28 protein-coding genes are annotated in these 23,668 nt (G+C 64.4%); 17 read left to right on the forward strand and 11 right to left on the reverse strand.

Annotated elements, in window-relative coordinates; all coding sequences use genetic code 11:
• Positions 1 to 27 precede the first annotated feature (27 nt).
• A complete protein-coding gene (locus LNV23_RS17435) occupies positions 28 to 771 on the reverse strand; it encodes a metallophosphoesterase family protein (RefSeq protein WP_263564154.1) in 744 nt (247 codons plus the stop codon).
• 471 nt (positions 772 to 1,242) lie between these two features.
• On the opposite strand from LNV23_RS17435, the gene LNV23_RS17440 reads away from it, so the two are divergent.
• Entirely contained in the window at positions 1,243 to 1,965 is a 723-nt protein-coding gene (locus LNV23_RS17440; RefSeq protein WP_263564155.1) for a substrate-binding periplasmic protein, read from the forward strand.
• 411 nt (positions 1,966 to 2,376) lie between these two features.
• Here LNV23_RS17440 and argF read toward each other — a convergent pair whose 3' ends face one another.
• Positions 2,377 to 3,339, reverse strand: coding sequence for an ornithine carbamoyltransferase (argF, locus tag LNV23_RS17445; protein WP_263564156.1), 963 nt, complete (start codon positions 3,337 to 3,339; stop codon positions 2,377 to 2,379).
• A complete protein-coding gene (locus tag LNV23_RS17450) occupies positions 3,336 to 4,556 on the reverse strand; it encodes an aspartate aminotransferase family protein (protein ID WP_263564157.1) in 1,221 nt (406 codons plus the stop codon). The genes argF and LNV23_RS17450 overlap by 4 nt, the downstream gene beginning before the upstream one ends.
• 257 nt (positions 4,557 to 4,813) lie before the next feature.
• On the opposite strand from LNV23_RS17450, the gene LNV23_RS17455 reads away from it, so the two are divergent.
• Positions 4,814 to 5,158, forward strand: a complete 345-nt coding sequence (locus LNV23_RS17455; protein ID WP_263517596.1) for a DUF3579 domain-containing protein — start codon at positions 4,814 to 4,816, stop codon at positions 5,156 to 5,158.
• 24 nt (positions 5,159 to 5,182) lie between these two features.
• Here LNV23_RS17455 and LNV23_RS17460 read toward each other — a convergent pair whose 3' ends face one another.
• Positions 5,183 to 5,338, reverse strand: coding sequence for a hypothetical protein (locus LNV23_RS17460; protein WP_263564158.1), 156 nt, complete (start codon positions 5,336 to 5,338; stop codon positions 5,183 to 5,185).
• 153 nt (positions 5,339 to 5,491) lie between these two features.
• Here LNV23_RS17460 and LNV23_RS17465 point away from each other — a divergent pair, with 153 nt between their 5' ends.
• Positions 5,492 to 6,535 carry a M14 family zinc carboxypeptidase gene (locus LNV23_RS17465; protein WP_263564159.1) on the forward strand — a complete coding sequence of 348 codons (1,044 nt, stop codon included), beginning with the start codon at positions 5,492 to 5,494 and terminating at the stop codon, positions 6,533 to 6,535.
• Positions 6,532 to 7,380 (forward strand): alpha/beta fold hydrolase, encoded by an 849-nt coding sequence (locus tag LNV23_RS17470; protein ID WP_263517593.1) that lies wholly within the window; start codon positions 6,532 to 6,534, stop codon positions 7,378 to 7,380. Before LNV23_RS17465 ends, LNV23_RS17470 begins: the two co-directional genes overlap by 4 nt.
• Positions 7,381 to 7,484: 104 nt before the next feature.
• Here the strand turns inward: LNV23_RS17470 and rpsT are convergent, their stop codons facing one another.
• Positions 7,485 to 7,778, reverse strand: coding sequence for a 30S ribosomal protein S20 (rpsT, locus tag LNV23_RS17475; protein WP_263517592.1), 294 nt, complete (start codon positions 7,776 to 7,778; stop codon positions 7,485 to 7,487).
• A gap of 274 nt (positions 7,779 to 8,052) precedes the next feature.
• Between rpsT and murJ the strand changes: the two genes are divergently transcribed.
• The 6 genes from murJ to folK all read left to right on the forward strand — a co-directional run bounded on the left by murJ (position 8,053) and on the right by folK (position 14,137).
• Positions 8,053 to 9,615: a murein biosynthesis integral membrane protein MurJ gene (murJ, locus tag LNV23_RS17480; protein WP_263564160.1), complete on the forward strand. Its 1,563-nt coding sequence runs from the start codon at positions 8,053 to 8,055 to the stop codon at positions 9,613 to 9,615.
• 28 nt (positions 9,616 to 9,643) lie between these two features.
• On the forward strand, positions 9,644 to 10,513 hold the full coding sequence (locus tag LNV23_RS17485; protein ID WP_263517590.1) for a SirB1 family protein: 870 nt from the start codon (positions 9,644 to 9,646) through the stop codon (positions 10,511 to 10,513).
• 126 nt (positions 10,514 to 10,639) lie between these two features.
• The gene (gene hda, locus LNV23_RS17490) at positions 10,640 to 11,323 is read left to right on the forward strand and encodes a DnaA regulatory inactivator Hda (protein WP_263564161.1); all 684 of its coding nucleotides are present in this window, start codon (positions 10,640 to 10,642) and stop codon (positions 11,321 to 11,323) included.
• Positions 11,320 to 12,006, forward strand: a complete 687-nt coding sequence (locus LNV23_RS17495) for a histidinol-phosphatase (RefSeq protein WP_263564162.1) — start codon at positions 11,320 to 11,322, stop codon at positions 12,004 to 12,006. Before hda ends, LNV23_RS17495 begins: the two co-directional genes overlap by 4 nt.
• Positions 12,003 to 13,622 (forward strand): polynucleotide adenylyltransferase PcnB, encoded by a 1,620-nt coding sequence (pcnB, locus tag LNV23_RS17500; protein ID WP_263564163.1) that lies wholly within the window; start codon positions 12,003 to 12,005, stop codon positions 13,620 to 13,622. Before LNV23_RS17495 ends, pcnB begins: the two co-directional genes overlap by 4 nt.
• The gene (gene folK / locus LNV23_RS17505; RefSeq protein WP_263564164.1) at positions 13,622 to 14,137 is read left to right on the forward strand and encodes a 2-amino-4-hydroxy-6-hydroxymethyldihydropteridine diphosphokinase; all 516 of its coding nucleotides are present in this window, start codon (positions 13,622 to 13,624) and stop codon (positions 14,135 to 14,137) included. Before pcnB ends, folK begins: the two co-directional genes overlap by 1 nt.
• Before the next feature lie 9 nt (positions 14,138 to 14,146).
• Here the strand turns inward: folK and LNV23_RS17510 are convergent, their stop codons facing one another.
• Together LNV23_RS17510 and LNV23_RS17515 are read right to left on the reverse strand one after the other, a co-directional pair.
• Positions 14,147 to 14,599 carry an NINE protein gene (locus LNV23_RS17510; RefSeq protein WP_263564165.1) on the reverse strand — a complete coding sequence of 151 codons (453 nt, stop codon included), beginning with the start codon at positions 14,597 to 14,599 and terminating at the stop codon, positions 14,147 to 14,149.
• A complete protein-coding gene (locus tag LNV23_RS17515) occupies positions 14,596 to 15,150 on the reverse strand; it encodes a GNAT family N-acetyltransferase (RefSeq protein WP_263564166.1) in 555 nt (184 codons plus the stop codon). Before LNV23_RS17515 ends, LNV23_RS17510 begins: the two co-directional genes overlap by 4 nt.
• 303 nt (positions 15,151 to 15,453) lie before the next feature.
• Between LNV23_RS17515 and rpsP the strand changes: the two genes are divergently transcribed.
• The 7 genes from rpsP to LNV23_RS17550 all read left to right on the forward strand — a co-directional run bounded on the left by rpsP (position 15,454) and on the right by LNV23_RS17550 (position 20,494).
• Positions 15,454 to 15,705 (forward strand): 30S ribosomal protein S16, encoded by a 252-nt coding sequence (rpsP, locus tag LNV23_RS17520; RefSeq protein ID WP_263517583.1) that lies wholly within the window; start codon positions 15,454 to 15,456, stop codon positions 15,703 to 15,705.
• Positions 15,706 to 16,332 carry a ribosome maturation factor RimM gene (gene rimM / locus LNV23_RS17525; protein WP_263564167.1) on the forward strand — a complete coding sequence of 209 codons (627 nt, stop codon included), beginning with the start codon at positions 15,706 to 15,708 and terminating at the stop codon, positions 16,330 to 16,332.
• Positions 16,333 to 16,409: 77 nt separating this feature from the next.
• Complete coding sequence (gene trmD / locus LNV23_RS17530) at positions 16,410 to 17,213, forward strand: tRNA (guanosine(37)-N1)-methyltransferase TrmD (protein ID WP_263564168.1); 804 nt, start codon at positions 16,410 to 16,412, stop codon at positions 17,211 to 17,213.
• Between the two features lie 254 nt (positions 17,214 to 17,467).
• A complete protein-coding gene (rplS, locus tag LNV23_RS17535) occupies positions 17,468 to 17,821 on the forward strand; it encodes a 50S ribosomal protein L19 (RefSeq protein ID WP_263517580.1) in 354 nt (117 codons plus the stop codon).
• A gap of 112 nt (positions 17,822 to 17,933) precedes the next feature.
• Positions 17,934 to 18,620 carry an NUDIX hydrolase gene (locus LNV23_RS17540; RefSeq protein ID WP_263564169.1) on the forward strand — a complete coding sequence of 229 codons (687 nt, stop codon included), beginning with the start codon at positions 17,934 to 17,936 and terminating at the stop codon, positions 18,618 to 18,620.
• A gap of 28 nt (positions 18,621 to 18,648) precedes the next feature.
• Positions 18,649 to 19,638 carry a CobD/CbiB family protein gene (locus LNV23_RS17545; protein ID WP_263517578.1) on the forward strand — a complete coding sequence of 330 codons (990 nt, stop codon included), beginning with the start codon at positions 18,649 to 18,651 and terminating at the stop codon, positions 19,636 to 19,638.
• A 259-nt stretch (positions 19,639 to 19,897) separates the two neighbouring features.
• Positions 19,898 to 20,494, forward strand: coding sequence for a hypothetical protein (locus tag LNV23_RS17550; RefSeq protein ID WP_263564170.1), 597 nt, complete (start codon positions 19,898 to 19,900; stop codon positions 20,492 to 20,494).
• 106 nt (positions 20,495 to 20,600) lie between these two features.
• Here LNV23_RS17550 and LNV23_RS17555 read toward each other — a convergent pair whose 3' ends face one another.
• Genes LNV23_RS17555 through LNV23_RS17570 form a run of 4 tightly spaced genes read right to left on the reverse strand, consistent with a single transcriptional unit; the run spans position 20,601 to position 23,660 of the window.
• The gene (locus LNV23_RS17555) at positions 20,601 to 21,557 is read right to left on the reverse strand and encodes a Tim44 domain-containing protein (RefSeq protein ID WP_263564171.1); all 957 of its coding nucleotides are present in this window, start codon (positions 21,555 to 21,557) and stop codon (positions 20,601 to 20,603) included.
• A 58-nt stretch (positions 21,558 to 21,615) separates the two neighbouring features.
• The gene (locus LNV23_RS17560) at positions 21,616 to 22,386 is read right to left on the reverse strand and encodes an SDR family NAD(P)-dependent oxidoreductase (protein ID WP_263564172.1); all 771 of its coding nucleotides are present in this window, start codon (positions 22,384 to 22,386) and stop codon (positions 21,616 to 21,618) included.
• 30 nt (positions 22,387 to 22,416) lie between these two features.
• Positions 22,417 to 23,037, reverse strand: coding sequence for a DUF938 domain-containing protein (locus tag LNV23_RS17565; RefSeq protein WP_263564173.1), 621 nt, complete (start codon positions 23,035 to 23,037; stop codon positions 22,417 to 22,419).
• Positions 23,037 to 23,660 (reverse strand): pseudouridine synthase, encoded by a 624-nt coding sequence (locus LNV23_RS17570; RefSeq protein WP_411910595.1) that lies wholly within the window; start codon positions 23,658 to 23,660, stop codon positions 23,037 to 23,039. The genes LNV23_RS17565 and LNV23_RS17570 overlap by 1 nt, the downstream gene beginning before the upstream one ends.
• Positions 23,661 to 23,668 lie beyond the last annotated feature (8 nt).

Consider the following 23,668-nt stretch of genomic DNA (forward strand, 5'->3'; position numbering starts at 1 on the left):
GGTCAGGTCTTGCCTTTTACCCTGATGCTACTCGCCCTGCAGCAGACGGGCCGCCAGCCGCTCGGGCAGGCCGGCGGCACGGATTTGAGCGGCGGCGGCTTCGGCGTCGTAGGCCACACGCTGGAAGCTGAGTTCGCCGGCCGTACTGTCGAATATCGCGTAGCAGGCAGCCGGGTTACCGTCGCGCGGCTGGCCGCAGGAGCCCGGGATGGCCAGCCATTGGCGGTTCGGCAGCAAGGGAATGGTGACGCCCGCGGCAGGCGTGAATTCACCCGCCTTGCCGGTCAAGCTCAAGTGGTAAAGCATGGGCTCGTGCATATGGCCGCAGAAGGTGTAGCGGCATTCGGTGGCATGCAGGCTGCGCATGGCTTCCAGGCGGCCCTGGATGTATTCGTAGCCGCCCGGGTCGAAGGCATTGGCATGGACGTAGAGCCGGTCTTCGCGGGTGACGCTCATCGGCAGCCGGGCCAGAAAAGCGAGCTGAGCCGGGCTCAGGCGCGCATGGGTCCATTCGACGGCCAGACGCGCGTCTTCGCGCATGCTGCTGGAGCTGCCTTGCACCACGGCGGCATCGTGGTTGCCCATGACGGCCGCTGCACCTTGCCCGACCAACTCGGCCACCTTGTCCAGCACCCAAGCTGGGTCGCCGCCATAACCGACGAAATCGCCGAGCAAGGCGTAGTCATTGACGCCCTGTGCCTGGGCATGCTCGAGCACCGCGGCGAAAGCCTGTGCATTGGAATGAATGTCGGAGATGAGGGCAATTTTCATGGCGAGGTCGAGCTTGCCATGAGCTGCTGACGGCAGGCTGAAGGCAGGGAGGCCAGAAGAAGGGCGAGGAGGGCCGGCGAAATCGGGTGGGTGTGACGGCGCAATTTGCGCACTCGGGTCGTCAGCAGCTTGCTGCCAGTCTGCGCAAACTTCAACGGGAATGACCCGCCCCTACATTGGCGCAGTGGCGACACGCGTAAACGCCAGATCGCGTAAGCTGCTGGCGATCCGCGCACGGGCCGGTCGCTCCATGCGTTGCGTCCAGCGGAAATTCAAATCGAGACCTGGCTTTCTCAGTTTCGTGCGGGCTTGCTTCTCACAATTCTCAAAAGGTGCCTGATGTTGCGGTGGCCGTGGTGCGATGGAGTGGTGGGGTTTCAAAGGGATTGCTCGATTTGGCTTGTGGCGCTCGCTTCAGTGGCCATGCCGTGGAGCGCCTGGGCACAGTCCGTCTGCTCGCGGGACATTGCCGTGCCAGTGGCGCCGATCGGGCTCAGCGTCACGGTGGCGGGTGAAGAGGTGGCGGGTGTCTACCCGGAGGTTTTGCGCAACAGTGTGGCGCGGGAGGGCTGCCCGTTGAAGTTCTCCGTCGTGCCGCGGGCGCGGCAGGAGCTGATGTTCGAGACCGGCCGCGCCGATCTGCTGGTGCCGGCGACACGCACGCCCAAACGTGACGAGTCCGGGGTGTTTGTGCCCATGGTCAGCAGCCGGGCGACCCTGATTTCTCTGAGCTCCGAGCGTGCACCGCTGCGCAGCCTGGCCGAGTTGCAGGCCCGGCGCGAGATGCGCGTGGTGCTGGTGCGGGGTTTTGATTACGGCGAGTCCTACCAGGCCTTGATCAAGGAGTTGGATCAGCAGGGGCGTTTGTCATTGGCGTCCGATGCCGTTTCGGTGGCGCGCATGTTGGGCAATGGCATGGCCGAAGTCACGGTGATGGCGCCCAGCATTCTGGTGGGTGCCTTGCTGGGCGATGCGCGCGTGCGGCCTCTGCTGGAGCAACTGCGCTATGAGCCGGTGGACGAACTGCCCTGGGGCGAGAGTGGTGTGTACGTGTCCAAGACCGCCTTGTCGGAGGCCGATCGTCAGAGCCTGCTGGCGCTGTTGGAACGCGCGGCCAAGTCGGGGCAAGTGTGGCGCGAGTTCGTCAAACACTACCCTCCGGGGAGTCTGACGGGGAGTGTGCGGCCGCGGTGAGCGGGCCGCATGCGGCGGCTGTTAGCCGATGCGGCCGAGCAGAAGGTACTCCATGAGTGCCAGCCCTTGCGGACAAGGGTTGGCCTTCGTCAGGCGTCAGACAGGCCGTCGGGCCTGTCTTCGGTCCTGACTCAGCCTTTTGCACATGCATGCGATTCTGGTCTTGGCCGCGCCTGACAGTGCTTCACTTTGCGATGCAAAGTGAGCCAAACCCAAACAGAATGCGCCCTGGCGGGGCGCGTCTCGGCTCTCAGCCGATCCGTCCGAGCAAAAGGTACTCCATGAGTGCCTTTTGCACGTGCATTCTGTTTTGGTGCGCACCCGCCGCTGGCGCGGCTTCACTTGGCGGGCGCCAAGTGAGTGCGCCCCGAATCGCATGCAGCCCTGGCGGGCTTGGCTCACATCGGCTGTTCAGCCGATGCGACCCAGCAGAAGGTACTCCATGAGTGCCTTCTGCACATGCATGCGATTCTCCGCCTCGTCCCAGACGACGGACTGTGGGCCGTCGATCACGTCGGCGGTCACCTCTTCGCCGCGGTGGGCCGGCAGGCAGTGCATGAAGAGGGCGTCGGGCTTGGCCACGCCCATCATCTCGGCATCGACGCACCAGTCGGCAAAGGCCTCGCGGCGTTTGTCGTTCTCGGCCTCATAACCCATGCTGGTCCAGACATCGGTGGTCACCAGGTCGGCACCGCGGCAGGCGTCGAGCGGGTTCTTGAACACCTTGTAGCAATCGCTGTTCTGGATGCCGGCGACCTGGGCGTCCACCTCGTAGCCGCTGGGCGTGCTGACATGGACGGTGAAGCCCAGGATCTCCGCCGCCTGCAGCCAGGTGTTGGCCATATTGTTGCCATCGCCCACCCAGGCCACGACCCGGCCTTTGAGGCAGTCGACATCAACGATGCCGCGCTGGTTCATGCCGCGCGCTTCGATGAAGGTGAACAGATCGGCCAGGATCTGGCAGGGGTGGTACTCGTTGGTAAGGCCGTTGATCACGGGCACGCGCGAGTGCGCCGCGAACCGTTCGATCTTGGTCTGCTCGAAGGTGCGGATCATCACCAAGTCGACCATGCGGCTGATCACGCGGGCGCTGTCCTCGATGGGCTCGGCGCGGCCCAGCTGGCTGTCGCCGGTGGTCAGGTGGACCACCGAGCCGCCCATCTGGTACATGCCGGCCTCGAAGCTGACGCGCGTGCGCGTGCTGGCCTTCTCGAAGATCATGGCCAGCGTGCGGTCTGCCAGGGGCTGGTAGCGCTCGTAGTTCTTGAAGCGGCGCTTGATGATTGCGGCGCGCTCAAACAGATGGGCGTATTCCTCGGCGCGGAAGTCCTTGAATTGAAGGTAGTGGCGCATCAGGCCTTGGCCGGGCTTCATGCCTTGGGCTCCGCCAGGAGGGCTTTGATCAAGGGCACGAGGATGGCGGCGATCTGAGAGGCTTCTTCGCTGCTCAGGATCAGGGCGGGCACCAGGCGCACCACGCGTTCGGCGGTGACGCTGATCATCAGGCCGGCATCGGCCGCGCGCTGCAGCAAGACACCGCAGGGGCGATCCAGGGCCACGCCCAGCATCAGGCCCTGACCGCGCACTTCGACGACACCAGGCACGCCTTCCAGGCCCGCTTTCAGGGCGGCCTTGAGCTCGCCGCCGACCTTCTCGGCATGCGCCAGCAGGCCGTCTTCTTCCATGATCTTCAGCGTCTCAACGCCGGCGCGCATGGCCAGCGGGTTGCCGCCGAAGGTGGTGCCATGGTTGCCCGGCTGCATGATCTTGGCGGCGCGTGGGCCGCAGACCACGGCGCCGATGGGCACGCCCGAACCCAGGCCCTTGGCCAAGGGCATGACATCGGGGCGGATGTCGGCCCATTGGTGGGCGAACCACTTGCCGGTGCGGCCGATGCCGCACTGCACTTCGTCCAGCATCAGCAGCAGATCGCGCTGGTCGCAGATGCGGCGCAGGCCTTGCAGAAATTCGATGCGCGACTCGTTGATGCCGCCTTCGCCCTGGATGGTTTCCAGGAAGATGGCGGTGATGTTCGGATGGGCGTCCAGCGCCGCTTCAACGGCAGGCAGATCATTCAGCGGCACGCGTACAAAGCCGGGCACCAAGGGGCCGAAGCCGGCATGGATCTTGGGGTTGGCAGTGGCCGAGAGGGTGGCGATAGAGCGGCCATGGAAGGCGCCCTCGAACACCATCACCTCGGGTGCATGGTTGCCGCGGTCGTTGCCGAATTTGCGGGCGATCTTGAGTGCCGCTTCGTTGGCCTCCAGGCCGCTGTTGCAGAAGAAGGCCACGTCCAGGCCGGACAGCTCGCACAGCTTGGCGGCCAGCTGCTCTTGCAAGGGCACGTGGTAGTAGTTGCTGCTGTGCATCAGCGTGGCCACCTGCGCCTGCAGGGCCGGCACCAGGCGCGGATGCGCATGGCCCAGGGTGTTGACGGCGATGCCGCCCAGCCCGTCCAGGTATCGTCGGCCGTTCACGTCCCAGACCCAGCAGCCTTCACCGCGCGCCAGGGCGATGGGCAGGCGGCCATAGGTTTGCATCACGTGAGGTTCAGACGGCACAACAGCAGACGGGACAACGGGGGCGTTCATCAACTCTCCATAGGTGGGGGACAAGCAAACAGGGTGGCGTTTCGGCGCTGCGGAACCTCGCCCAAACGTCGGCGGATTCTAAGGGCCAGGTCTTTCCCGAGGCCCTGACACCGGCCTGACGCGTGCGAATGTCCGGTCTTGCCGAGCTGCCTGTGCTGCGGCGCAACACATCCAAGGCACAATAGCGTCTGTCGTAAAACCGTCTATTTTCGCGGCCGCGGGGCTGGAACCCAGCCCGGCGTCGAAGTCGCCCACCCATGAGCCAGTCCCCTAAATCGCGCGAAGTATTCATCCAGGGCCTCACCCTGGAGGGCCGGACCTTCCGGCCGAGCGACTGGGCCGAGCGTCTGGCAGGCGCCATGTCCTGCTTCCGCCCTGGCGGCGCCCGCGGCGGCATCGGCGCCTACATCGGCTACTCGCCACTGTGCGTGCCGCGGGTGATCAATGGTGTGAAGTGCGTGATCGTCAACGAAGAGTTGCGCCGCCTTGAGCCCATGGCCTGGGACTTCGTCATGAACTTCGCCCGCGACAACAGCCTGCAGGTGGCCGAGGCCTGCTTGTTGCCGGACAGCCCCAGCGCGGAAAAACGCTCGGCGGACTGAGCCGCGGCCAGCGCTGACTGAGCGTCAGCGCTGTCGGCGCGCCCTTTGCAGGGCCAGCAACTCCAGGCTGCCGCCAAGCAGACACAACAGCCAGATCATGCGACGACGCAGGCTGCCGACAAAGCCGGCGGGAAGGAAGTGGTCCGCATCGCTGCAGCGCTCGTTTTTGAGGGGTTGCATGGCGGCTAGGCTATGTTGGCTTTGTGACGATCTGATGACGCGCATATGAGGCGTTCAGCATGTGCTGCGGCGTGATGCTGGAGTCCGGCCGGGCCTGCAGCTATGCTTGCCGGCCTTGCGCCCAAACCCTTTTCTTCAGCGGATCTGATCCTGGTGTCTTCCTCCGTCTCTTTGCTGCCGGCCTTGCCCGAACTCGCTGAGCTGGAGTTGCTGCTGCGCCAGGCCGGGCCCTTGCTGCAACAACATGAACTCGGTCAGGTGGCGGTGGGCGGCGGCAGCTTGCCCTTGCTGGCTTTGACACTGGGCAATCCGGATCCTGCCGTGCCGGCGGTGGGCTTCTTTGGCGGCGTCCATGGCCTGGAGCGCATTGGCGCGGAGGTGGTCATGGCTTTTTTGGCCAGCCTGATCTCGCGGCTGCACTGGGACAGCAGCTTGCACCGCATGCTGGAGTCCTTGCATGTCGTGTTTTTGCCGCTGGTCAACCCGGGCGGGATCTGGAACGGCACACGCGCCAATCCGCGTGGCGTGGACCTGATGCGCAATGCGCCCGTGGAGGCGGGCCCGGGGGTGTCGCCCTGGGTCGGTGGTCAGCGTCTGAGCCCCAGGCTGCCCTGGTATCGCGGTGTGGAAGCGGCAGGTATGGAGACTGAAAGCCAGGCGCTGTGTGACTTGGTGCAGCGCGAGTTGCTGAGCCACAGGCAGTCGATCGCGGTGGACTGCCACTCGGGATTCGGTCTGGCCGATCGCATCTGGTTCCCTTATGCCCACACGGCTCGGCCCTTGCCGCATTTGGCGGAAATGCATGCCTTGTGTCAGATCCTGGATCAGACCCATGCCCAGCATCGCTACGTGTTCGAGCCACAGAGCCGACAATACTTGACCCACGGAGACCTGTGGGACCATCTCTACTTACAGGCCTGTGCGCGCGACGATTGTCTGCACCTGCCTCTGACCTTGGAAATGGGCTCCTGGCTCTGGGTCAGGAAGAATCCCAAGCAACTTTTTTCTCGCCACGGCATGTTCAATCCTCTGGTCAGTCATCGACAGCAGCGTGTGCTGCGCCGCCATATCGCATGGCTGGACTTCATGCTTCGTGCGGCGGCTGGCATGCCGCGCTGGTTGCCCCAGGGCGAACAACGTGCCAGACATGAGCAGCAAGCGCTGCAACGTTGGTATCGCCGGAGTGCTGGCGCATGACGGGGCCGGTTCCAGCGCCCGCGCCGGTCGAGGCGCAGCCGCAGGCTGCCAGCACCTGGGTTTTGCTGCGCGGGCTTTCGCGGGAGTCTGGTCATTGGGGGGACTTTCCTCGCCTTTTGCTGCGCAAGATCCGCGAGCAGCAGCCCGGGGCTCAGCTGATTTTGCTGGACCTGCCGGGCAATGGCATGCTGCATCGACAGACCAGTCCGAGCGAGGTGCCGGCCATGGTGGAAGCCTGCCGCTCGCAAGTGGCTCGTTTGGGAATCAAGGGGCCGGTCCATGTTCTGGCCATGTCCCTGGGTGCCATGGTCGCCAGCGACTGGATCGCGCGCTACCCCAAGGAGGTCTGCGCCGGCGTCCTGATCAATACCAGCCTGCGTCCCTTCAGTCCCTTTTACCGCCGCCTGCGGCCGCTCAACTACTTCACTTTGTTGATGCTGAGCCTGAGTCGCCTGGGTTACCGGCAGCGCGAGGCCAAGGTCTTGCGCATGACCACCCGCTTGCTGCCGCGTCCTGAAGAAGTGCTGGACCATTGGGTGTCCTTGCAGCGCGAGCGGCCTGTGGGGGTGCGCAACACCATGCGGCAGTTGCTGGCAGCGGCTCGGTACGAGGCCACCCGGCGGCGTCCGGCGGCGCCGATCTTGCTGCTGTGCAGCAAGGCCGATAGGCTGGTCGACTGGCGTTGTTCGCAAGCCATCAGCCGTGCCTGGGGCGCGCCCCTGCGCCTGCATGAGCATGCCGGCCATGACTTGCCGCTCGACGACGCGCCGTGGGTGGCGCAGGCTGTGGCGGACTGGCTGAAGATGCGGCGCATGCAGGGCCTGGATCACGGCGAGTGGCATTGATTGAGCCCCGGCCCGAGCGGAAGAAGAGGGCTTCCGCTGGTTCGCATCCAGACGCAAAAAAGCCCGCTTGCGCGGGCTTTTTGACTTTGCACCAGAACTGGTTGTTAGGCGGCCAGCGCCTTGATCTTTGCCGACAGACGGCTCTTGTGACGAGCAGCCTTGTTCTTGTGGAAGATGCCCTTGTCAGCGACCGAGTCGATCACGGATTGAGCTGTCTTGAACAGTTCGGCAGCCTTGGTCTTGTCGCCAATGACCACGGCTTTTTGCACGTTCTTGATGACCGTGCGGAAATGGGAGCGCAGAGCCGTGTTGGCTGCGTTGAGCTTGATGTCCTGGCGAGCGCGCTTGAGGCCCGATGCCGTACGGACTGTCTTCTTGACTTTGGAAGAGGATGCCATGCTGTAAATCTACCCAGTTGGTGCAAAGACCGCGAGTATAGCACTGAAATAACAGTGAAACAAAGGCCGATGCGGCGTTGGCCACTCGGAAGCGGCGAGGGGGCACATGATAATGCGGCGCCCGGCCTGTCATCAAGCGGCCTTGCTGTTTGAGGTCTGGGTCGGCCCGGTATGGAATCCAGCGGCTGAATCTGGCCGCTCAAAGCCTGCAATAGTTCTGCTGCATGCCTCTGCTTGTGTTTCCCTCGCTCTTCTTGCTGACTGCGTCCCCGTCATGAATCTGTTGCGTGCTGCGTCTCTGATCTCCGTCTTCACCTTGGTCTCCCGCATCACCGGGCTGATGCGGGAACAGATGGTGGCGGCCATGTTTGGCGCCGGAGCCCTGTCGGACGCCTTTCTGGTCGCGTTTCGCATTCCCAATATGCTGCGCCGGTTGTTTGCCGAAGGCGCGTTCTCTCAGGCCTTTGTGCCCGTGCTGGCCGCCACGCGCGCTCAGCATGGCGATGAGGCCACCCATGCCCTGATCGATTCGGTCGCTTCGGTCTTGGTTTGGGCCTTGGTGTTCACCTGCTTGCTTGGTGTGATTGGCGCCCCGGTTCTGGTCTGGATGCTGGGTTCGGGCATGCCTCCGGACGGCCAGCAGGCGGCCGTGGTGATGACGCGCTGGATGTTTCCTTACATCGGCTGCATGTCCATGGTGGCGCTGGCGGCCGGTGTGCTCAATACCTGGAAGCGCTTCATGGTGCCGGCCGCCACGCCGGTGGTCTTGAATCTCTGTGTGCTGGCTGCCGGATGGTGGTTCACGCCGGTGGTGGCGTCCTGGGGTTATCCGCCGATCTACTCGATGGCTCTGGGTGTGATGCTGGGCGGCATCTTGCAACTGGCCCTTCAGTTTCCGGCCCTGCGTCGCATTGGCGTGCGTCCGCGCATCGCTGCCACGCCGTCCGGTTTGCGCGCCGCGGCCGGTCACCCGGGAGTGGGCAAGATCTTGCGTCAGATGGGGCCGGCCCTGCTGGGAGTCGGGGTTGCGCAACTCTCGCTGCTGATCAATACGCAGATCTCCAGCCACATCGCTGTCGGTGCCACTTCCTGGCTCAACTATGCCGACCGCTTGATGGAGTTCCCCATGGCCTTGCTGGGCGTCGCGCTGGGGGCGGTGCTGACGCCCCAGCTTTCCTCGGCCCAGGCTGAAGGCGATACGCAGCGCTATTCGGACATGCTGGATTGGGGCTTGCGCCTGGTGATGTTGTTTGGTCTGCCTTGTGCGCTGGCTTTGCTGGTTTTTGCCGAGCCCTTGGTGGCCGTGCTGTATCACCGCAAGGCCTTTTTGGCCGTCGACGTGGTGAATACCGCGCAGGCGGTCATGGGCTGGGGTGTCGGCCTTCTGGGGCTTCTGGCCATCAAGGTACTGGCGCCGGGCTTTTACGCCAAGCAGGACACGCGCACCCCGGTGCGCATCGCCATTGGCGTGCTGGCGCTAACCCAGCTGCTCAATCTGGTTTTCGTACCCTGGGTGGGTGTGGCTGGACTGGCGCTGTCCATCGGCCTCGGCGCCATGGTCAATGCCTTCTGGCTGCTTCGTGGACTTCGCCGTCAGGGTAGTTACACGCCCGAGCCCGGCTGGGTGCGTTTTGCCCTCAAGGTGCTGCTGGCGAGCGCGGCAATGGCCGTGCTGCAATGGCAGTTGGCGCAGCGTCTGGACTGGATTGCTTTGGGTCAGAGTGAGGGTTTGCGGGCCTTGGTCATGGCCGGCAGCCTGGCGGCGTCGGCGGTGCTGTATTTTGGCCTGCTGGCTCTGCTCGGTTTGCGTCTGCGTCAGTTCATGCGGCGCGGTTGAAATTGCCTCGTCCCTCTAAACTCGCCCTATGAGCTCTTCCTTGCGCCTGGATGCGCCAACCCCGCTGGAGTACTTCGCCGCCTTGGTGCAGGAGGACGTCAGCCTGAACTTGCTGGAGGCTGCGGCCTCGCTGGCCCAGGATGAGCAGCCGGCTCTCGATGTGCAGGCGGTGCTGGCCGAGGTCGATGGTCTGGCCCGGCGCCTGCGGCAGCGCCTGCCCGCCGATGCCTCGGCCCAAGTCAAGTTGCGCAGCCTGTGTCGCTTCTTCCATGAGGAGCTTGGCTTCGGCGGCAATGTCAATAATTACTACGAGCGTGGCAACAGCTATGTTCATCAGGTGCTGGCCACGCGCCGCGGTATCCCGGTCAGCCTGGCGGTGATCTTTCTGGAGTTGGCCAGTCAGTTGGGCCTGCGGGCTCAAGGTCTGGCCTTTCCGGGGCATTTCTTGGTGCGCGTGCGCATGGGCAATGGCGAGGTCGTGCTGGATCCCTTCAGCGGCGACTCCTTGTCGCGCAGCCGGCTGGATGAAATGCTGCAGGCCTTCCGTGGCAGCACCGGTCTGCAGGGCGAGGTGGACTTGCCCGTCGATCTGTTTTTGCAGCCGGCCTCGGCGCGCGACATCCTGGCGCGTATGTTGCGCAATCTGAAGGAGATCCACCGGGCTGCCGGCGACTGGCCGCGTCTTCTGGCCGTGCAGCAGCGTCTGGTGGTGCTGCTGCCGCATGCGGCGATCGAGCGACGCGACCGCGGCCTGGTGCTCGAATCGCTGGGCCATTGGCCGGCTGCGGCCGAGGACCTAGAGGCCTATCTGGCCCAGGAGCCGCAGGCCCCCGATGGACCCTTGCTGCAGGAGCGTGTGGCGCAGCTGCGCCAGCGTGGTGGGCCGGCCTTGCACTGAAGGAGCACCTCGCCGAGTGCCATGAGGCGCCGCCCTTAGAATTGCCGCCGCCCCACCCGGGCCTGCTGTCGCTGCGGGTTCCCTGATGGATTTCGAGCTGCGTTTGGTCTTGGAGATGACCCGGTTTTGAAGCAGATTCCGCTTGCCATCGGCCCCGCGCCGATGTTCACTTTTGATAATTTCCTGCCAGGCGCCAACAGTGCGGTCCTGGCTCATTTGCAGTCGCTGCGGGCCGGCGCCGTGGCGCCGCCGCCGGTGTTTGTCTGGGGCCTGCCTGGTTGCGGCAAAACCCATGTGCTGCGTGCTCTGGCCCATGCCTGGCAGGACGCGGGCGCTCAGGTCGGCTGGTACGACGCTGACACGCCGCTGCCTTGGGAACTGCCCAGCCAACCCAGCCTGCTGCTGATGGACGACTGCGAACGTTTCGACGCCGGTCAGCAGCATGCGGCCTTCGCTTTGTTCGTCGAGGCGGCCACCCATGGTCTGGCTGTGGTGGCCAGCGGCAGTGCGCCGCCGGTCGATCTGGCGCTGCGTGAAGACCTGCGCACCCGCCTGGGCTGGGGGCCGACCTTTGCCTTGCAGCCTCTGAGCGAGCAGGAAATGCGCGCTGCTTTGCGCCGCGAGGCCGATCGCCGCGGCATCCTGCTGGCCGATGAAGTGATCGACTATTTGCTGACCCGCTTTGCCCGTGATCTCAAGCATTTGATGCGCTTGCTGGATCGACTCGATGAATTTGCCCTGGCCGCCAAGCGCGCGGTCACGGTGCCACTGCTGCGCCAAATGCTGGCCGATGAAGGAGTTTCCGGATGAGTCAGAACGCAGGACAGGCGCTGACCTTGTTTGATCTCGACGGCACTTTGATTCCCAATGATTCGGATCATGCCTTCGGTAGCTTCATGGTGGCGGTCGGCTGGGCCGATGGGGCTCAATGGCAGGCTCGCAATGATGAGTTCTACGCCCAGTACCAGGCCGGTTGCCTGGATCTGGACGCCTATATCGAGTTCGCCACCTCTGTCTGGCGCCGCCGTCCGCTGGCCGAGGCCCTGGCCATGCGTGAGCGTTTCATGGCCGAAGTGATGCAGCCCTTGATCGGTGACAATGCGCGGGCCTTGGTTCGCCGCCATGCCGAGGCCGGGGATTTGCTGGCCATCGTCACTGCGACCAACGAATTCGTGACGGCGCCGATTGCTGCTGCCTTTGGCATCGAGCACCTGATCGCCGTGCGCCTGGCGCGTGACGAGCAGGGTGCTTGCACGGGGCGCATCGAAGGTGTGCCTTCCTTCCAGGCCGGCAAGATCGAGCGTGTCCAGCAATGGCTGGCGGGCTTGGGGCGACAATGGCAGGACTTCGAGCGTGTGAATTTCTACAGCGACTCGATCAATGATTTGCCGCTTCTGGACTTGGTCAGTCACCCGGTGGCCACCAATCCTTCGCCGGCTCTGGCGGACATCGCGTCCGCTCGCGGCTGGCCTCAACTGAACCTCTTCGCATGATCAAAAAATTCATTGACAAGCTGCTAGGCAAGCCTTCCGCCGGCAAGGCCGCCAAGGCGCCGAAGGAAGCGAAGCCCGGGCATGGCTCCTTGGGCAAGCGGGTTGAAGTGGGCGTGTCCGAGCATGGCATCGACCCCAGTCTGCTCGACGAGCGCGCAGTGCGCGTGGTGGAGACCTTGGCCGATGCCGGCTTTGAGGCCTATATCGTCGGCGGCGCGGTGCGCGACCTGCTGCTGGGCATGCGCCCCAAGGATTTCGATGTGGCTACCAACGCCACGCCCGAGCAGGTCAAGGGCTTGTTCCGCCGCGCCTTCATCATCGGCCGGCGCTTCCGCATCGTCCATGTGGTCTATGGCCGCGGGCGCGAGCATGAAGTGATCGAGGTGTCCACATTCCGGGCTCTGCTGGGTCAGGAAACGGCCGAGCAAGTCGCCGGCAACGAGAAGACTTCCAAGGCCGAGTTGGCGGGCAAGAGCCACGTGGTCGATGCCGAGGGTCGGGTCTTGCGCGACAACGTCTGGGGCCCGCAGATCGAGGATGCCGCGCGGCGCGATTTCACGGTCAATGCCCTGTACTACGACCCGCGCCGCCAGCTGGTGGTCGATTACCACGGCGGCCTGGCCGACGCCAAGAAGCGCGTGCTGCGCATGATCGGTGACCCGGAAGCTCGCTACCGCGAAGACCCCGTGCGCATCATTCGCGCCGTGCGTTTCGCGGCCAAGCTGGGCTTCGAGCTCGAGCCCAAGACGCGCGCGCCGGTCAAGGCCAGTGCCGCGCTGCTGGCCAATGTGCCGATCTCGCGCATGTTCGACGAGATGATCAAGCTGCTGCAGACCGGTCATTCCCTGGCCAGCCTGGAAGAGCTGCGCAAGCAAGGCTTGGCGCGCGGCGTGTTCCCCGTGCTCGACGCCATGCTCAATGAGCGTGGTGAGCTGGCCGAAGGCACGCGCGGCGATTTTGTGCGCATGGCCTTTGAAGACACCGACCTGCGCGTGCGCGAGGGTCGCGGTGTGTCACCCAACTTCATGCTGGCCTGCATGCTGTGGTTCGAGGTGCTGGAGCGCTGGACGCGCCTGCGTGAAGCGGGTGAGCCGGTGGTGCCGGCCTTGCAGCAGGCCATCGACACCGTTTTCGATGCCCGCATCGGCGACATCTCCGGTCGCGGCAAGCTGGCCACCGAGATGCGTGAAATCTGGATGATGCAGCCGCGTTTCGAGCGGCGCAGCGGCAGCGGTGTCTACACCTTGATTGAGCAGCCTCGCTACCGTGCTGGCTTCGACTTCCTGCGCCTGCGTGCCGATGCGGGTGAGATCGACCCTGCTCTGGCTGATTGGTGGGAAGACTTTGCTCTCGGCAGCGACGAGGAGCGTGAAGCCTTGCTGGAAGATGTGCGTGAGCTGGAAAAGTCGCAGCGCCGCAGCGCCAAGACCCACCAGCTGCCCCGCAAGGACGGTATCGGCCCGGTCGGCGCGCCTGATGATGTGGAGGAAGCGCTGTCGGAAGGCAAGGCTCCGGCCAAGAAGCGTCGTCGTCGGCGCAAGCCCGGTGTGCGCGCGGCCGGTGAGGGCGCTGGCGGCGCTGCGCCCGCCGCTGAGGGCGGCAACGGCGAGCTCTGATGTCGACGGCTGCTCGGCAAGGTTCGCGTGAGGTGCGAGCCTTTGTCGGTCTGGGGGCGAATCTCGGTGGTGATCTGGCGGCCACCCTGCGCTTGGCTCTGCGGGATTTGCGGGCCTTGTCAGGCTGTGAGCTTGTCGCTGTTTCCAGCGCCTACCGGAGTGCTCCGGTCGATGCGGGCGGCCCGGACTATCTCAACGCGGTGGCGGAGTTGCGCACCTGCATGAAGCCGCTGGAGCTGCTGGATGCCTTGCAAGCGATCGAGCAGGCCCATGGCCGTGAACGCCCCTATGTCAATGCGCCGCGGACCCTTGATCTTGACCTGCTTCTGTATGGCCAGGATCAGCTCTCGGAAGCCCGCTTGTCGGTGCCGCACCCGCGCCTGCATCAGCGCGCCTTCGTGCTGAAGCCTTTGCTGGAACTGGCGCCCGATCTTCAAGGGCCCGGCCTGCCGCCGCTGCAGGAATGCCTGCTGGCGCTGCAGGACCAGGCGATCGAATGCCAGGGCGCCTTGTGATGGGCTCGGTTACTGGCTGATTTCCTGGGCTGCCTCGACCTGGGATTCGAAGTAGCGCTGGGCGCTGAAGGCGATGGTGGTCATCAGGCAGATGCCACCGATGAAAACGCAGGCCACCACGCCTATCACTGCCGCCCAGCCGCTGGCCTGTCCGCGCTGCCCTGGGTTGTGTTGTGCGTCCCATTTTTCGTCGGATGTCAGGCCATAGACGATGCCGCAAATCATCGCGTTGACCAGCATCAGGCCCAGCCAGGGCATGAGGAACCAGCTCAAGTGGTCGTCTTGGCCGAGCAGGTCCATGCGCTGCAAGCCATAGAGGCCAAGCAGGGTCGGCCAGGGGTGCAGCCAGGCCAGGCGATCGCTGAATCCGTACAAGTAGAAACGATGCAGGCCCAGGCTGCCCAGCAGCAAGGCCAGCCAGGTCGCGACGGTCTTGGACTTGTAGTGCGCGGTGCCGCTCATTCCGGGCTTCCTGTGTTGCCGAGGCCGAGCTGGCGCTGCATCAGTACCACATCCAGCCAGCGGCCAAATTTCCAGCCCGCACTTTTCAGAACGCCCGTGTCTGTGAAACCCAGGGAGCGGTGCAGGCCGATTGAGCCGAGGTTGTCGGCGTCGCCGATCACGGCCAGCATCTGGCGAGCGCCCAGTGCTTCGCAGCGCGCCATCAGCTCGGCCAGCAGCAAGCGGCCCAAGCCGAGGCCCTGGCTGTCGTGGCGCAAATAGATGGAGTCCTCCAGACAGAAGCGATAGGCCATGCGCGGGCGGAAATAGTTGGCATAGGCATAGCCCAGCAGTTCGCTCTCGCACTCGGCAACCAGCCAGGGCAGGCCGCGGCTCAGCACCTCGCTGCGGCGGCGCGCCATTTCGGCTTGGTCGGGTACCTCGGTTTCAAATGTGCCGGTGCCGTGCAGCACCGCATGGGCGTAAATGGCCTGGATGGCGGGGAGGTCGGCTTCCGTGCTGGGACGCAGGGTCAAGGCGCCTGGCTTGTTTGTGATTTTTTCTGCGGGCATATCGTTAGAGATCGGTTGAGCCGAGTTTATAATGCTGGGTTTTGGCCTTGGTCGAACTTATCTGTCATTGCGGCTCGCATTTCGCGGGCAACAAGGGCGTCAAGCGCGGCGTATCTACAGGGCCATCCACGGCAGCCGGTTTCAACAACAAAGCGGGCAGCGCATTGTGCAGTGCAATCCTTGGGATGCGCACTTCAAAAGCACAGCGTGCGGTCAGCGGTTGATGCGACTTGGTGCCACCCCGATCTACTCGCCCTGAGTGTCTCCTGGTGCGATGGATGCAATAGATTCATAGGAAACATCATGGTTGTTATTCGACTGGCTCGCGGCGGCTCCAAGAAGCGCCCCTTCTACAACATCGTCGTGGCCAACAGCCGCCAGCGCCGTGACGGCCGCTTCATTGAGAAGGTCGGTTTCTACAACCCGGTCGCATCCGGTGCTGCTGAATCCCTGCGCGTCGCCATCGACCGCGTCAGCTACTGGGTGGGCGTGGGTGCTCAGCTGTCGCCGACCGTTGAGCGTCTGGTGACCGAAGCCAAGAAGGCTGCGGTCTAAATGTCGAGAACACCCGGCTCCGATCCGCGCGCTTCCGCCCCCGTCGGCTCCGACGAGCTGGCCTGGCCCGAGGACGCGGTTGAAGTTGGGTGCATTCTTGATGCCTGGGGCGTCAAGGGCTGGTTCAAGGTGCAAGCCTATTCCAGCGATGCCCAGGCCTTGTTTTCCTCGCGGCGCTGGTTTCTCCGTGCGCCCGAGGGCAACGCGCCGGCGGTGGTCAAGGTCAACAAGCCCTTGCCGCGCCTGCTGAAAATTCTCTCGATCCGCGAGCATGGCGAGGGCCTGGTGGCCAACGCGCAGGACTACGCGGATCGCAATGCGGCCGAATCGCTGCGCGGCGCGCGCGTCTTCATCTCGCGCTCGGCCTTCCCGGCTGCCGACCCCAACGAGTACTACTGGGTGGACCTGATTGGCCTGAGCGTCAGCAACCGCCAGGGCGAGATCTTGGGTGAAGTGCTCGGCCTGATTGATGCCGGCCCGCACAGTGTGCTGCGCATCATGCCGCCTGGTTTGACTGCGCCGATCAAGCCCGATCAGGAGCGCCTCGTGCCTTTTGTGGCTGCCTTCGTCGACGATGTCGATCTCGAGCGGCGGCAGATCACGGTCGATTGGGGCCTGGACTACTGAGTCCGGCGCGGCGCAGCCATGTCGCCGCAACCGTTGCTGTCGGCTTCTTTGTTTCGGCCATCGGCCATCTGTCCGCCATGCGCTTCGACATCCTGACCCTGTTCCCCGAATTGTTCGGTCCGCACCTGAGTCAGGGCGTGACACGCCGTGCTTTCGAAAGCCGGCAAGTCGATGTCCAGCTCTGGCAGTTGCGCGATTACGCGAGCGACAACTACCGCCGCGTCGACGATCGACCCTTTGGTGGTGGGCCGGGTATGGTCATGCTGGCCGAGCCGCTGGAGCGCGCACTTGCTGCTGCCAAGGCAGCGCGGCAGGAGGTGGCAGTGGCGGAAGCTGCGCCGGCCATTATCCACTTCAGCCCCACCGGGCGGCGCATGGATCAGGCGCTGGTGCAAGAGCTCGCGGCAGGGCCCGGTGCGGTTCTCCTCTGTGGTCGTTACGAGGGTATGGATCAGCGCTTCCTGGATCGCCATGTCACGCTGGAACTGAGTCTCGGCGACTTCGTCCTGTCCGGCGGTGAACTGCCGGCCCTGGCCCTGCTTGATGCCGTGGCGCGCTTGCAAGAGGGCGTGCTCAATGATGCTCAGTCCCATGTGCAGGATAGTTTTTCTGATGGCCTGCTTGACTGCCCGCATTACAGCCGGCCCGAAGTGCTGAGCGGCTTGCCGGGTCAGGTCGAGGATCTGCCGGTGCCTTCTGTGCTGATGTCTGGCCACCATGCGCAGATTGCCCGCTGGCGCCGTGAACGCTCGCTGGAAATCACCCTGCGCCGTCGCCCGGACCTGATCACCGCGGCGCGCGCGGCAGGGCGCTTGAGCAAGGCGGACGAGCGATATCTGTCGCAGTTGCAGGCAGCTTCATCGAGTACCCCGGCATCTTGAGTTCGGATCACGGCAAAAGCGCGCTATAATGGCGGGCTGTCCGATCCTCTGGCGGGTCGAGGTGAGATCAAGAGCTGCAAAGTCCTTTGATCCCACATGCCGGTGAAACAAGGAAGTGCGCTCAAGTCGTGAGTTGCGGGAACGCAAATCGCTCTGGCACATGACCCGACGCCACCGGCGCCATTTTCAGCAGTCTTTGGGTTTCAAGTGAGACCACAAAGCATCGGCGCCGCCACGATCACATGGAGAACCACATGGACTTGATCCAAACCCTTGAGCAAGAAGAAATTGCTCGTCTGAACAAGACATTCCCGACTTACTGCCCTGGCGACACCGTCATCGTCAGCGTCAACGTCGTTGAAGGCACTCGCAAGCGCGTGCAGGCATTCGAAGGCGTCGTGATTGCCAAGCGCAACCGCGGCCTGAATTCCAGCTTCATCGTGCGCAAGATCTCCAACGGCGAAGGCGTGGAGCGTACGTTCCAGCTGTACAGCCCGCTGATCGCTTCGATCGAAGTGAAACGCCGCGGCGATGTGCGTCGTGCCAAGCTGTACTACCTGCGCGACCGCTCGGGCAAGTCGGCACGTATCAAGGAAAAGTTGGGCTGATCCAGGCAACTGGGTTTCCCGACGAGAAAGCCGCCTTCGGGCGGCTTTTTTTTGCCCGATTTTCGCTTGCTACCCGGCCGGGGTCGCCCCTGCCAGACCTTATGCTGATGCCATGAGCCGAGCTCCCATTCTTGATCCCCGCGCCGTGCCTGTGACGCAGGTCGACTCGGAATTGCCGCCGGTGGCCGGGGACCGTCTCACGGCCACTGCACTGCGGCAGCGTTTTGCCCGGCCGCCGACCTGGCAGCCCGAGTTGGCTGGCGACGGCGGCCGCTTCAGCGAGCGCGAGCCCGCTGCAGCGGCCGTGTTGCTGCCCTTGGTGGAGCGCGCTGATGGCCTGCATCTGCTTTTGACCCGGCGTACCGAGCATCTGCGCAACCATGCCGGACAGATCAGTCTGCCGGGCGGCAAGACCGAAGCCTCGGACCCAGATGCCTCGGCCACGGCACTGCGGGAAACCGAAGAGGAAATTGGTCTGGCGCGCCGGCACATCGAGGTGCTGGGCAGCCTGCCAATCTACACCACGGTGACTTCCTTTCTGGTCACGCCCGTGGTCGCATTGGTACAGACCGGCTTCGAGCTGCGCCTGGACCATGGAGAGGTCGACGAGGCCTTCGAGGTGCCACTGCAGTTCCTGATGACGCCGGCCCACCACCGCCATCATCACTTCGAGTTTGCTGGTGGGCAGCGACAGTTCCTGTCCATGCCGTGGTCTGGCCTTGCGGGCGAGCGAGACGACTTCATTTGGGGCGCGACGGCCGCGATTCTGCGCAACTTCTACCGCTTCCTTTCAGCCTGAGCAACAGCGCCCGCTATCATCCCGGCCCATGAACTTCTTCGCGGTCCTTCTGGCATTGCTGTGCGAGCAGCTCAAACCTTTGCGCCATGGCAATGGCATCCATCATGGCGTGATCAGCTGGGTGCGCTGGACCGGGCGCAATTTCGACGCTGGTGACGAGCATCATGCGTCGGTGGTCTGGGCGATCACGGCGCTGGGCCCGGCCTTGCTGACCACGGCGGTTTATCTGGCTGTGCATCACTTCAGCGTGCTGCTGGCTCTGGCCCTCGATGTCCTGGTGCTTTATCTGACTTTGGGCTTTCGCCAGTTCAGTCACTACTTCACCGACATCCGTGACGCGCTGGAGCGGGGCGACGATCAAGAAGCGCGACGTCTTCTGTCGGAATGGCGCCATCTCGATGCCAGCGAGCTGCCGCGCACCGAACTGGTTCGCCATGCGATCGAGCATTCCCTGCTGGCTGCGCACCGCCATGTCTTCGGCGTGTTCTTCTGGTTTGTGGTCTTGTCTACGCTGGGCTTGGGCCCGGCGGGGGCCGTGCTGTATCGCATGGCCGAGTTTGCCAGCCGCTACTGGGCCTTCAAAAGCCGCACGCTGGATGCGCCGACCAATGAGCGCCTGATGCTGCTGTCGCGCCGTTTGTTCGGCTGGATCGACTACTTGCCGGCCCGTTTCACCGCGACCGGCTTTACCATCGTTGGCAATTTCGAAGAGGCTGTGAACGGCTGGCGCCGAGATGCCGGCCTCTGGTTGCACCCCAACGAAGGCATCATCCTAGCTTCGGCCGCCGGTGCTTTGGGTCTGCAACTGGGCGGCGTTGCCGCGCCTGGCGTGACGCCAGATCGCAGCAAGACCTTTGAGGCTGGCGTCGATGCCGACGCCACCCGAGCCGACGGCAGTACGCCGGGTCAGCCGGCCCAGTTCGGCCATTTGCAAAGCGTGGTCGGCCTGATCTGGCGTTCGGTTGTTCTGTGGATGCTCTTGCTGGCTCTGTTGACGCTGGCCAATCTGGTCGGTTGAAATTGCGGTTTCTTGGCGGCACTTCGCCGCAAGGGCCGGATTGGGTGGTTTTTTTGCCTTGTTTTCGGTGATTGCAGGCCCGCGGGCCCGCCATGATTGGGCAGTCGCTGCCTTCAAGCATTAAAGTGGATGTATTCAAGTTGCGTGAAGGAGTTGTCGAAATCCTTCACATGTACTGGTCGCTTGCTGTGCGGTCTGTTGCTCCAGATCCAGCCTTGGGTAGGCCAGCCCTGCAAAGTCTCTCTCGTGGAGGTTTGCCATGATCAACGCAGTTTCAAGTCTCAATGAGTCTCCCGGCGCTGCCTCGGCGGTGCCCGCCCGTGCCAGCGTCGGCGATGAAGTTCAGCGGCGGCGCAGCCTGCCCGCCAAGCTCGAAACCAACGCGAGCGAGGCTGAGTCCGCCGTGGTGGCCATCTCCAGCGAAGGTGCGCGCCGGGCCCAAGCGGCTCCCGTCCGTGAGGGGCCCCAGAGCCCACCCAGCACACCCGCGGTGGCACAAGAAGCATCGCCCGACAAGGACTCTGCCCCCATCAGCCTTCCCGCTGACAGCCCTTCCAGCGTTCAAGTCTCCACAGCGAGCGCCACTGACGAGTCTGCCAGCAAGGTGACGAATGGTGCCGCTGGCAGCGCCAGGCAAACCCAAGCGGATCTGAGCACGCCCAACTTCGATGAAGCCGATGCCAATCAGGACGGCGCCGTCGATGTGATGGAGCGCAAGATTTATGACTTCAACTACCCGACTTTGGACGGCAAGAAGTCGGCGCAGGCGGAGTCGGCCGCTGAGGCCACCCGTCGCCAAACCTTGGTCGAACTGAAGGCCTATGAAGATGTGGCCCGCAGTGGCCGCAGCTACTGACGACGCACTCCAGTCCTGACCATGAAAAAGGCCCGCAACAGCGGGCCTTTTGTTTGCTTGCTCGATTGTGTTGGGCCCCGGTCGATGGACGGGACCCTACAAGCGCTCAGACCGTGGCCTGAATCCCAGCAATCGCCCACTCGCGGCTTTCGTCCAAGGGGCGGACCAGGTGCCAGACCTCGTCGAAATTCTCGGCGGCGGCCTCGCTCTGTTCACGAATCAAGCCCCAGAAACGCACACTGACGATTTGTTGGCCGTTTTCCTGCACACGCTCGATCACACGAGCGTCCAGCTGCAGCACATCGGTGCGCTGTACGGCCCCCTTGCGGTCCAGCAGCTCCTGTTGCACAACGCCATACATCTCGGGTGTCGTGAAGCGGCGCAGATCGGTCTGGTCGCCGGCGTCATTGGCCGCTTGCAGTCGGATGAAGACGCGCTTGGCCAATTGCTCAAAAGCCGCATCTTCGCTGTTGCCAGTCGCTGCCTGTGCTGCCGGGGCGCTAGGCACGGCCGCAAGCGGGGCCGCCACCGAGGCCGGCTGCTGCACGGGGCTTGGCTGCGCCGTCTGGAAGGGCATGGGCATGTTGTTGCCGCTGCCATTGCCTGCTCCGGCACCAGCTCCGGCGTACTGCATGCCGGGCGCCTGGGTCTTGGCGCCGCCGAAGCGCCGCATCAGGAAGGTCACCAGCAGCAGCACTGCGCCGCCGATCAAGAGCATGGTCATGACATTGGCCAGGGCGCCGCCCATGCCAAAGTGGCTGGCCAGGGCAGCCAGACCCAAACCGGCCGCCAGGCCAGCGATCGGGCCCATCCAGTTGCGCTTGGGGGCTGCGGCTGCGGCGCCTGCAGCGGCAGGCACAGCAGGAGCCGCCTGTTGAGGCGCGGGCGCGGCCTGCTGTGCCGGAGGGCTGGCTTTGCCGGCGTCACTCTGGCTTGGGGTCGTCCGCTTCATGCCGGCCGAACCTCCGCCGCCCAGGCGTTTGGCCTCGGCATCGAAGGACGTCAGGCTGAGGGCCGAGACCGCGGTCAGGGCGATCAGGGCAGACAAAAGAGCACGTTTCACAAAATCTCCTTGCGGCCGACAACGGCCTGGTCGCTAGATGGGGGTCTTGAACGAGACTTCAAGCATCCCGCACATCGGCGATGACTGTAGAGCCAAAGCTGGCTGTGTTCAGAAAGCCCACAATCTTGCTGGCCGCTTGCTCGGGGCTCATCAACTGGCCGCCGCTCTTGAAGTCGGCAAACACCTGTTGGTTGGGGAACTTGCCCGGGTCAGCGCTGCGCAGCTGCAGCTGCATGTCGGTGTCGATGATGCCGGGCGCCAGAGAGACGATGGCCGCCCCCTGGCCCGCGGGCTTGGCTTCTTCGTCCAAGGCCATGGCGCGGGACAGGTTGTCCATGCCGGCCTTGGCTGCGCAGTAGGGCGCGCTGCCGGCCATGGCGCGGCGACCCAGGCCGGAGGAAATGTTGAGGATGCGTCGGTTCGACCCCAGGGCTACCGTGCCGCGCAAGAACGCGCTGCTCAGCAGCAGTGTGGCCTCCAGGCCCACACGCAAGGCCATGGACAGCTCGGCCAGCGGCACGCCGTCCACGGGGCCGGGCGTGCTGACCACCCCGGCGTTGTTGATCAAGGTGGCGCGGCGGAATCGGCTCAGGTCTTGCTGGGCCAGCCAGGCTGCCAGGCGCTCGGCTGCCGCCAGAGGATCGGCCAGATCGGCTTGCCATTGCTCCAGAGTCAGGCCGCGCGTGTCGGCTTCGCCTTGCAAGGCCTCGCTGCGGCCCCGCGAGATACCGATCACCTGATGTTCGGGTGCCAACAGCTGCAGGGCGATGGCCTCGCCCATGCCGCGCGAGGCACCGGTGATGATGAACAGTTCTTGGGGTGAAGTCATGTCGTCTCCAAAAAAGGCGGGGGATGGCATTCAGGCCTGGCGCGCAAACACCAGCAGCAGATTGTTGGCCGGCTGCTTCAGGCGCTGACGCAGTTGCAAACCCGCGTCGTGCGCGCAGGCCTGCACTTCGTCGAGGCTGCGCAGGCCCCAGGCCGGATTGCGGCTGCGCAGATCGGCATCAAAGGCCAAATTGCTGGGTGCCGTCGGTTCGCCCGGCACGACAAAAGGGCCGTAGACCGTCAGCAGACCGGTCTCGGCCAGGTACCGGGACGCGCCCTGAAACAGCGCGGCGCTACTGGCCCAGGGCGAGATGTGCAGCATGTTCGCGCAGTGGATCAAATCCAGCGGCAAATGCTCGGCCGGCAGGTCCCAGTCGGTGTTTTGTACATCCAGCGCCAGGGCCGCCGGGCCCTGTGGCCACCAGGCGGCAATGGAGGCACGGGCCTCGGGTGAGGGGTCGGAGGCCAGCCAAAGCCAGCCGGGCAGTCCGGCAGCGAAATGGGCGATGTGTTGGCCGCTGCCACTGGCGATCTCCAGTGCCCGGCCGCTGGGCGGCAGCAGGGCTTGCAAGGCCTCGAATATGGGCTGCTTGTTGCGCTCGGCGGCGGGCGAGTGCAGGGCGCTGGGTGAGTCGGGCAGGGGTGAGACCATCAAAACTCCGGGGGGCAATCGAAACACCAGCCGCGTTCGGGCAGGCTGAGGTGGCAGGCATGCAGCAGCAGACGCGGAGCCGGGTCCTCGGGCTCGTACAAGGCATCGCCGACGATGGGGTGGCCCAGGGCCAGCATGTGCATGCGCAATTGGTGGGTGCGGCCGGTGATGGGCTCCAGCTCGACGCGGGTGCAGGCCTGCCCCTCGTGCAACTCATGGCCGAGCACGCGGTAGCGGGTCTGCGAGGGCTTGCCTTGTTCGAAGCAGACCTTCTGGCGCGGGCGGTTCGGCCAGTCGGTGATCAGGGGGAGGTCGATCAGCTGCCAGTCCGCTCCCGCCTCCAGGCTGCCGCGCACCACGGCGATGTAGCGCTTTTGCACGCGGCGCTCGGCAAAGTCCAGGCTTAATCGTCGCTGCCAGTCGGGGCCTCTGGCCAGCAGCAGCAGACCCGACGTGGCCATGTCCAGTCGGTGGACGATCAGGGCTTCGGGGAAACGGGTCTGGGCGCGGTGGATCGCGCAGTCTTGCTTGTCTTCGCCACGACCAGGCACGGACAGCAGGCCGCTGGGCTTGTTCAGCAGCAGGATCTCCTCGCGCTCAGCCAGCAGGTTCAGGGCGGGCAGGGGCTCCA

This window comes from Kinneretia sp. DJ1R-11, assembly GCF_025717595.1.
Lineage (GTDB): Bacteria > Pseudomonadota > Gammaproteobacteria > Burkholderiales > Burkholderiaceae_C > Paucibacter_A.

What these genes read in the sequence shown, in the direction of transcription:
- LNV23_RS17435 (WP_263564154.1), bottom strand. Translation starts at nt 771, where the DNA reads ATGAAAATTGCCCTCATCTCCGACATTCATTCCAATGCACAGGCTTTC.
- argF (WP_263564156.1), bottom strand. Translation starts at nt 3,339, where the DNA reads ATGAAGCCCGGCCAAGGCCTGATGCGCCACTACCTTCAATTCAAGGAC.
- LNV23_RS17450 (WP_263564157.1), bottom strand. Translation starts at nt 4,556, where the DNA reads ATGAACGCCCCCGTTGTCCCGTCTGCTGTTGTGCCGTCTGAACCTCAC.
- LNV23_RS17455 (WP_263517596.1), top strand. Translation starts at nt 4,814, where the DNA reads ATGAGCCAGTCCCCTAAATCGCGCGAAGTATTCATCCAGGGCCTCACC.
- LNV23_RS17460 (WP_263564158.1), bottom strand. Translation starts at nt 5,338, where the DNA reads ATGCAACCCCTCAAAAACGAGCGCTGCAGCGATGCGGACCACTTCCTT.
- LNV23_RS17470 (WP_263517593.1), top strand. Translation starts at nt 6,532, where the DNA reads ATGACGGGGCCGGTTCCAGCGCCCGCGCCGGTCGAGGCGCAGCCGCAG.
- rpsT (WP_263517592.1), bottom strand. Translation starts at nt 7,778, where the DNA reads ATGGCATCCTCTTCCAAAGTCAAGAAGACAGTCCGTACGGCATCGGGC.
- murJ (WP_263564160.1), top strand. Translation starts at nt 8,053, where the DNA reads ATGAATCTGTTGCGTGCTGCGTCTCTGATCTCCGTCTTCACCTTGGTC.
- LNV23_RS17485 (WP_263517590.1), top strand. Translation starts at nt 9,644, where the DNA reads ATGAGCTCTTCCTTGCGCCTGGATGCGCCAACCCCGCTGGAGTACTTC.
- LNV23_RS17495 (WP_263564162.1), top strand. Translation starts at nt 11,320, where the DNA reads ATGAGTCAGAACGCAGGACAGGCGCTGACCTTGTTTGATCTCGACGGC.
- pcnB (WP_263564163.1), top strand. Translation starts at nt 12,003, where the DNA reads ATGATCAAAAAATTCATTGACAAGCTGCTAGGCAAGCCTTCCGCCGGC.
- folK (WP_263564164.1), top strand. Translation starts at nt 13,622, where the DNA reads ATGTCGACGGCTGCTCGGCAAGGTTCGCGTGAGGTGCGAGCCTTTGTC.
- LNV23_RS17510 (WP_263564165.1), bottom strand. Translation starts at nt 14,599, where the DNA reads ATGAGCGGCACCGCGCACTACAAGTCCAAGACCGTCGCGACCTGGCTG.
- LNV23_RS17515 (WP_263564166.1), bottom strand. Translation starts at nt 15,150, where the DNA reads ATGCCCGCAGAAAAAATCACAAACAAGCCAGGCGCCTTGACCCTGCGT.
- rpsP (WP_263517583.1), top strand. Translation starts at nt 15,454, where the DNA reads ATGGTTGTTATTCGACTGGCTCGCGGCGGCTCCAAGAAGCGCCCCTTC.
- rimM (WP_263564167.1), top strand. Translation starts at nt 15,706, where the DNA reads ATGTCGAGAACACCCGGCTCCGATCCGCGCGCTTCCGCCCCCGTCGGC.
- trmD (WP_263564168.1), top strand. Translation starts at nt 16,410, where the DNA reads ATGCGCTTCGACATCCTGACCCTGTTCCCCGAATTGTTCGGTCCGCAC.
- rplS (WP_263517580.1), top strand. Translation starts at nt 17,468, where the DNA reads ATGGACTTGATCCAAACCCTTGAGCAAGAAGAAATTGCTCGTCTGAAC.
- LNV23_RS17540 (WP_263564169.1), top strand. Translation starts at nt 17,934, where the DNA reads ATGAGCCGAGCTCCCATTCTTGATCCCCGCGCCGTGCCTGTGACGCAG.
- LNV23_RS17545 (WP_263517578.1), top strand. Translation starts at nt 18,649, where the DNA reads ATGAACTTCTTCGCGGTCCTTCTGGCATTGCTGTGCGAGCAGCTCAAA.
- LNV23_RS17550 (WP_263564170.1), top strand. Translation starts at nt 19,898, where the DNA reads ATGATCAACGCAGTTTCAAGTCTCAATGAGTCTCCCGGCGCTGCCTCG.
- LNV23_RS17560 (WP_263564172.1), bottom strand. Translation starts at nt 22,386, where the DNA reads ATGACTTCACCCCAAGAACTGTTCATCATCACCGGTGCCTCGCGCGGC.
- LNV23_RS17565 (WP_263564173.1), bottom strand. Translation starts at nt 23,037, where the DNA reads ATGGTCTCACCCCTGCCCGACTCACCCAGCGCCCTGCACTCGCCCGCC.